The sequence below is a fragment of the Nostoc sp. 'Peltigera membranacea cyanobiont' 232 genome (genome assembly GCF_002245985.1).
Taxonomy (GTDB): domain Bacteria; phylum Cyanobacteriota; class Cyanobacteriia; order Cyanobacteriales; family Nostocaceae; genus Nostoc.
The window spans coordinates 22659-28658 of sequence record NZ_NOLK01000100.1; the positions used below are offsets into that span (position 1 = coordinate 22659).

A 6000-nucleotide genomic window follows, 5' to 3' on the forward strand; every position below is an offset into this window, starting at 1 on the left:
TCATCTCATAAAAAAACTGATACTATTGCTGCTAAATAGTGAAAGTTAATCGTGATGTCAGCGCAGTAGTACATTTAGCAGGTATCGTCTAAAAATTATGATTATTGGGCTAACAAACCAGAAGGGGGGCGCTGGTAAAACCACTGTATCTGGTCATCTGGCGTATTGGTTAAGCCAACAAGGAACAGTGATAGTTGTAGATGCAGATGCACAGCAGAGTAGCACTAACTGGATGAAAGACCTGCAACTGCCGTGTAAAACAATGATAGACCCGGATGATTTATTTGATGAACTGCCGACTTTAGCAGAACAATATGATGCTGTAGTTGTAGACGGGCCAGGTAGCCTAAGTGAAACAACCAAGGCAATTTTATCTAGATGTGACCTAGCCCTAGTACCCTGTAAACCAGCAGGTCTAGATATGCACAGTACATCAAAAATGGTAAGAATTTTGCGGCAGGCAAGAGAACTGCGAGGTGGTATGCCCCATGTTGGTTTATTTTTAAATCACGCAAAAAAAGGAACTGTATTACTCAAAGATGCCCAAAGAGCATTATCAGAAAAAAACACAGGGTTTCCTTTACTAAAAACAATGGTGTATGACTTACAGGTAGTTGCTGATGCACCAGGGCAAGGCACGACGGTTTGGGGACTACCAGGAGCAACAGCTAAACGCGCCGCCAAAGATTTTGAGGCACTTTTTACCGAAGCCTTGGGAGTAACCAATGGCAAGAGATAGAAGAATGGTAGAAGAGTTTATCTTTAGGGATGATGCTAACCAAACTAAGGCGACTATGCCCCTAAGTTTGATTGTGCTGCCTAAAGCAGAACTGCGGTACTACATCGACCCAGAAGAGGTAGACAAAATTGTTGCTACTGCCAGAAAAAACGGCATTCTAGAACCACTTTTAGTCCGTCCTATCCCTGGCAGTGACAAACATGAGGTAGTAGCAGGGGCAAAACGCTACAGAGCAGGACACATTCTGGAATTGGTAGAAGTCCCTGTAGTCATTCGTCAACTCAATGATGAAGATGCTCTAGAAATTGCCCTCATAGAAAACTTCGCTCGTTCGGGACTCACTGACCTTGAAGAAACTGATGGGATTGTGCGACTTTTGGCTGTCAAATTAAAAATTTCACCCCAAGAAGTACCACCACTGCTACATCACATTCAAAACCAACAGCGTGGTAGAACTGCTGCCAATAACGTTATTGGCAATGATGTCATTAGTGTAGTGGAGGAGGTTTTGACCTCGCTCGGCAATATTAAACTAGACTCTTTTATCAGCAATCGTTTGCCATTGCTCAATTTGCCCAGTGACATTTTAGAGGTATTACGTCAGGGGAAACTGGAGACAAGTAAAGCCAAAGCGATCGCACGAGTTGGTGATGAAAAAACAAGAAAACAATTCTTAGAAGATGCGATCGCTTACAATCTCTCACTAAGCGAAATCAAGCGTAAGATTCAAGAAATTGAGCAGCAGTCTAAATCAGAGTCATCAAAGCAAACAGAATCAGCATCCATAAAAGACCGCGTTGATGATACTTTTCAACGCTTCAAAAAAGCGAAAGTGTGGGATGATCCGAAGAAAAAATCCAAAGTAGAGAAGTTGTTAGCTCAGTTAGATGCACTGATGCAAGGCGACAACCCAAAGTAAACCAATGTGGTAATTCTCGAAACTATTCAATTTGCTCTCTTAAGGATGGCGACATAATCATTAGTCCTCGGACAACCTCTTCAGGTGTGGCTGTGCCATTGATTACCTTTGGTATAATCGCCATCACTTCTAAAGCTAAATTGGTGGGAATTCCCCTTGCTTCTAACCGCTTCAACTCTAAAATGTCAATCCCTGCTGCCAATCCCTCTAAATACTCTTCTACACTCACTCCCAAGTTTTCAATTTCCGACATGGGTATAATTGGTTTTTTGTTTGACTTCTATATTCAAGCATCTATTACATGGCTATCTTACAGATGGATCATGTCAAAGTGCGACGCTGCGAGGTATGCCTGAGCAACAGCTACTGAGCCAAATTTCCTCTAAGAAAAAGGTCTGCATCCCAGTCAAATCCCAATATGGTTTCGTGTTATGCGATCGCTCCCCTCAACCATTCCACCTCTCAAACCCATTGAGTATGGGGTTTTTTGTATAAACCCTCGAAAAGGGGGATTATGAGTGTTCTGAAGGGGAAGAGGTGGAATTTCCAAGGTAACGATAGACACTCGCCTTGGAAAGATTGAAGTCTTTCATCAATATTTTAATAAGCACGCCCTGCTTCCGTTGAAGCCGAAGTTCAACGATCTGCTCTTGAGACAAACGTTTACTCCGACCAAAGCGAACACCTAACTCCTTTGCCTTATTAATGCCATCTAGCTGACGCTCAGAACGGAGTTCAGTCTCAAATTCAGCGATCGCTGCCAGCATGTTAAAAAGTAGCCTGCCAGTGGCATCTGAGGTGTCGATATTTTGGTCGAGTACCTGCAAGGCAACATGTTTACGCTGGAGTGCATCAGCGATCGTGCAAAGGTGAAGAGTCGAACGAGCTAACCGATCTAAGCGTGACACAATCAACGTATCGCCATCTCTAACATATTCCAGACAAGCCGCAAGCTGGGAACGTTGCTGGTTAGTGCCGCTTTGTGTTTCCTGATAAATCTTGTCGCAATGTTTGAGTTTATGTAACTGAATATCCAGACTCTGCCCCGACGAGCTTACTCTTGCGTACCCAACCCTCGCCATACAAACGCCTTTTGATGTAGTTACGTCTCATTATGCCTTAGACTTTAAGATAATTGTATTTTGAGACATGGAAAGAGACATAATTAAATAACGTCTCAGATTGTGTACAATCTGAGACTGATTAGATCGAATAATGAGTAGCCAAAATGAAAGATGAAGGTGCTGAAGTCACCCGCAAAGAAAAGCGGTTGAAGATTCTGGCTACTGATGAAATAGAGAGTATTTATAATAGACCATACTTTACCCAAGCAGAGCAGATTGAATACTTCACATTATCACAATTGGACTTAGAGATTGTTGAAGGATTTGGCTCGATTAAATCTCAGGTATACTTTATTATTCAATTGGGATATTTTAGAGCCAAGCATCTATTCTTTGTATTTACACTTGATGAAGTTGAACGCGATTTTCTATATATTATAGAACAACACTTTAATTCCAAGCAGATCGGTGGAATCAAAGTAATTGACAAACAAACTCGGCTAAAACAACAGAGGCTAATTCTCAAACTCCATCGCTATCGTCTTTGTGGAAAAGAAGAACGTCTTGACCTCGAACAAAAAGCACAGCAATCGGCAAAGATTTACAGCAAACCTATTTATGTGTTTCGTGAACTAATCAATTATCTCACAGACCAACAGATTGTGATTCCAGGCTATAGCTTGATGCAAGATATTGTTAGTCGAGCTTTGACTGCCGAACATAATCGATTAACAAAGATTATACACGAACGATTGCAAACATCTGAGACAGAAGCCTTTGAGAAACTATTAGAAGATTCACCAGGCTTATATGAAATTACTCAACTCAAACAAGAACCTAAAGATTTTAGTCTGAAAGAAATTAAATGCGAGATTCACCGGGGCGATAAATTACACTTTTTTTATAAGATTGCTCAAAACTTATTGCCAGAAATGGGGATATCAAATGAGAGTATTAAATATTATGCTGCTTTAGTAGGCTATTACTCCGTTGCTAGATTAAAACAACTGAATAAGTGGACAGCCTATATTTACATTATCTGTTTTGCTCATCATCGCTATCAGCAACACTCAGACAATTTAATTAACTGTTTAATCTCCAGAGTAAGGCATTATAGTGATGAAGCTAAAAGCGTTGCCAAGGAACGTTTGTATGAATGCCATATTGAGATTAATGAAAACTTTCAAAAAGCAGGGCAAGTTCTCAAACTTTTGACAGATGAGAAAATTGAAGCAGATACACCTTTTAAAACAGTTCAATCTAGTATCTTTGGAATTCTACCCCGTCAAAAGTTAATTCTTGTTGCCGAGCGAATGGCTAAGACAGCAAGTTTTGATGAAACTGCCTTTCAATGGGAACACATTGATAAATTATCTCACCAATTCAAATTGCATCTACGCCAAATTATAGTAACAGTTGAGTTCACGACAACACTATCTCAAGATACATTAATAGAAGCGATTGATTTCCTAAAAGCAGTATTTAAGAAGGGTAAGGCACTCAGGGAGTTTCAGTCTGAATTATTTCCGGTCGAGTGTGTCCCAGCTTCAGTTATAAGTTATCTCTACACAGGTGGTAGTGAACAAGAAAAGCAGTTAATTCCAGATCGCTACGAGTTTTTAATCTATCGACTACTCCGAAATGGATTAGAATCAGGCGATATTTCTTGCCGAAACAGCATTCATTTTCGGAGTCTTGAAGATGACTTAATTGATAATTTGAGATGGCAAGACAAGCAGAAGTTGATGATTGGCAATAATTTAACTATTTTGACCCATCCCATTATCGAACACTTAGCCTCACTTGAGAAAAATCTTGAAGAACGTATTCTTGAAGTTAATCGCCGGATTGCCGACGGAGAGAACGAACACTTCCAAATTAAGAAGCGTCGTGATAAGGTTCGGTGGAATCTTTTATATCCTCAAGGTATCGATCTAATTAATGCTCCACTCTTTGATAGTTTAAAACAAGTTGACATTGCCAATATTCTTCACTTTGTGGATCGGCATTGCCATTTTATTAAAGCTTTTGAGCATGTCTTAGGACGTTACCACCGACAAACCGTGGATGAGCATGTGATTATTGCTTGTTTAATCGCTTGGGGTAATAATATGGGGATGAGGCGAATGGGTCAAATCTCTGATATTAGCTATCAACTTCTTACTTCTACCTCAGAGAATTTTATCCGATTAGAAACACTCAAAGATGCAAATGACTTAATTAGTAATGCGATTTATAATTTGTCAATATTTCATCATTATGATATCGACAACATGCTTCACTCTAGTAGTGATGGACAAAAGTTTGAAGCTCGAATTAATACAATTAATTCACGTTATTCTCCTAAGTATTTTGGGTTGAATAAGGGGGTGGTGTCGTATACACTCGTTGCTAACCATATTCCGGTTAATGCTAGAATCATTGGGGCTAATGAGCATGAGAGCCATTTTGTATTTGATATTTTGTTCAACAATACGACTGATATTCAGCCTAATATACATTCAACTGATACCCACGGTACGAATGAAATTAATTTTGCTATTCTGCATTCGTTTGGTTATCAGTTCGCTCCCCGCTACAAAGATATCTATGACTTGGTTAGTAAATCTCTGTATGGATTTCAACATCCTAGCAATTATGATAAAGATCATGTCATCAAGCCAATTCGTAAAATTAATACTGAATTAATTGTGGAGGAGTGGGAGAATATTCAACGAATTATGGTTTCATTAGCTGTTAAGGAAACTACTCAAAGCATTATTGTTGGTAAACTTAGTGCTTATGCTCGGAAGAATAAGACTAGACGAGCTTTGTGGGAGTATGACAATATTCTTAAAAGTTTGTATTTGCTTGATTATATTGACTCTTTACCTCTACGCCAAAATGTTCAACGGGCATTGAATCGAGGCGAAAGTTATCATCAGTTACGTCGAGCTATCTCTCATGCTAATTTTGGGAAGTTACGCTTTAAGTCTGAACTTGAGCAACAACTTTGGAGTGAATGCGGGCGTTTGATTGCTAACTGCATTCTTTACTACAATGCCAAAATCTTGTCTGGTGTTCTTGACCATCAAGAGCAGCTTGGTGACGTTCAAGGGGTTGATGTGCTGAAACAGATTTCTCCTGTCGCTTGGCAGCACGTTAATTTGTATGGTCGTTATGAGTTTAGGAAGTTTTCTGACTCGATCGATCTCGATGCGATCGTTCAGCAGCTAACCCAAGCCCCGTCTCATTAATTTCCAGAATCCCCCTTTTCGAGGGTTTATACAAAAAACCCC

Annotated in this window: 5 protein-coding genes; 3 read left to right on the forward strand and 2 right to left on the reverse strand. The window is 39.9% G+C overall.

Translation table 11 applies throughout. The annotated features are described in order from the left end of the window. The first annotated feature begins 97 nt into the window (after positions 1-97). Positions 98-739 (forward strand): ParA family protein, encoded by a 642-nt coding sequence (locus CDG79_RS26925; RefSeq protein WP_094344843.1) that lies wholly within the window; start codon positions 98-100, stop codon positions 737-739. Further along, positions 726-1658, forward strand: a complete 933-nt coding sequence (locus CDG79_RS26930) for a ParB/RepB/Spo0J family partition protein (protein WP_094344844.1) — start codon at positions 726-728, stop codon at positions 1656-1658. The genes CDG79_RS26925 and CDG79_RS26930 overlap by 14 nt, the downstream gene beginning before the upstream one ends. A gap of 22 nt (positions 1659-1680) precedes the next feature. Here the strand turns inward: CDG79_RS26930 and CDG79_RS26935 are convergent, their stop codons facing one another. Continuing rightward, positions 1681-1911, reverse strand: a complete 231-nt coding sequence (locus tag CDG79_RS26935; RefSeq protein ID WP_094344845.1) for a hypothetical protein — start codon at positions 1909-1911, stop codon at positions 1681-1683. A gap of 259 nt (positions 1912-2170) precedes the next feature. Next, positions 2171-2740 carry a recombinase family protein gene (locus CDG79_RS26940; RefSeq protein WP_094344846.1) on the reverse strand — a complete coding sequence of 190 codons (570 nt, stop codon included), beginning with the start codon at positions 2738-2740 and terminating at the stop codon, positions 2171-2173. Between the two features lie 146 nt (positions 2741-2886). On the opposite strand from CDG79_RS26940, the gene CDG79_RS26945 reads away from it, so the two are divergent. Further along, positions 2887-5958 (forward strand): Tn3 family transposase, encoded by a 3072-nt coding sequence (locus CDG79_RS26945; RefSeq protein ID WP_094344847.1) that lies wholly within the window; start codon positions 2887-2889, stop codon positions 5956-5958. Positions 5959-6000: the final 42 nt, after the last annotated feature.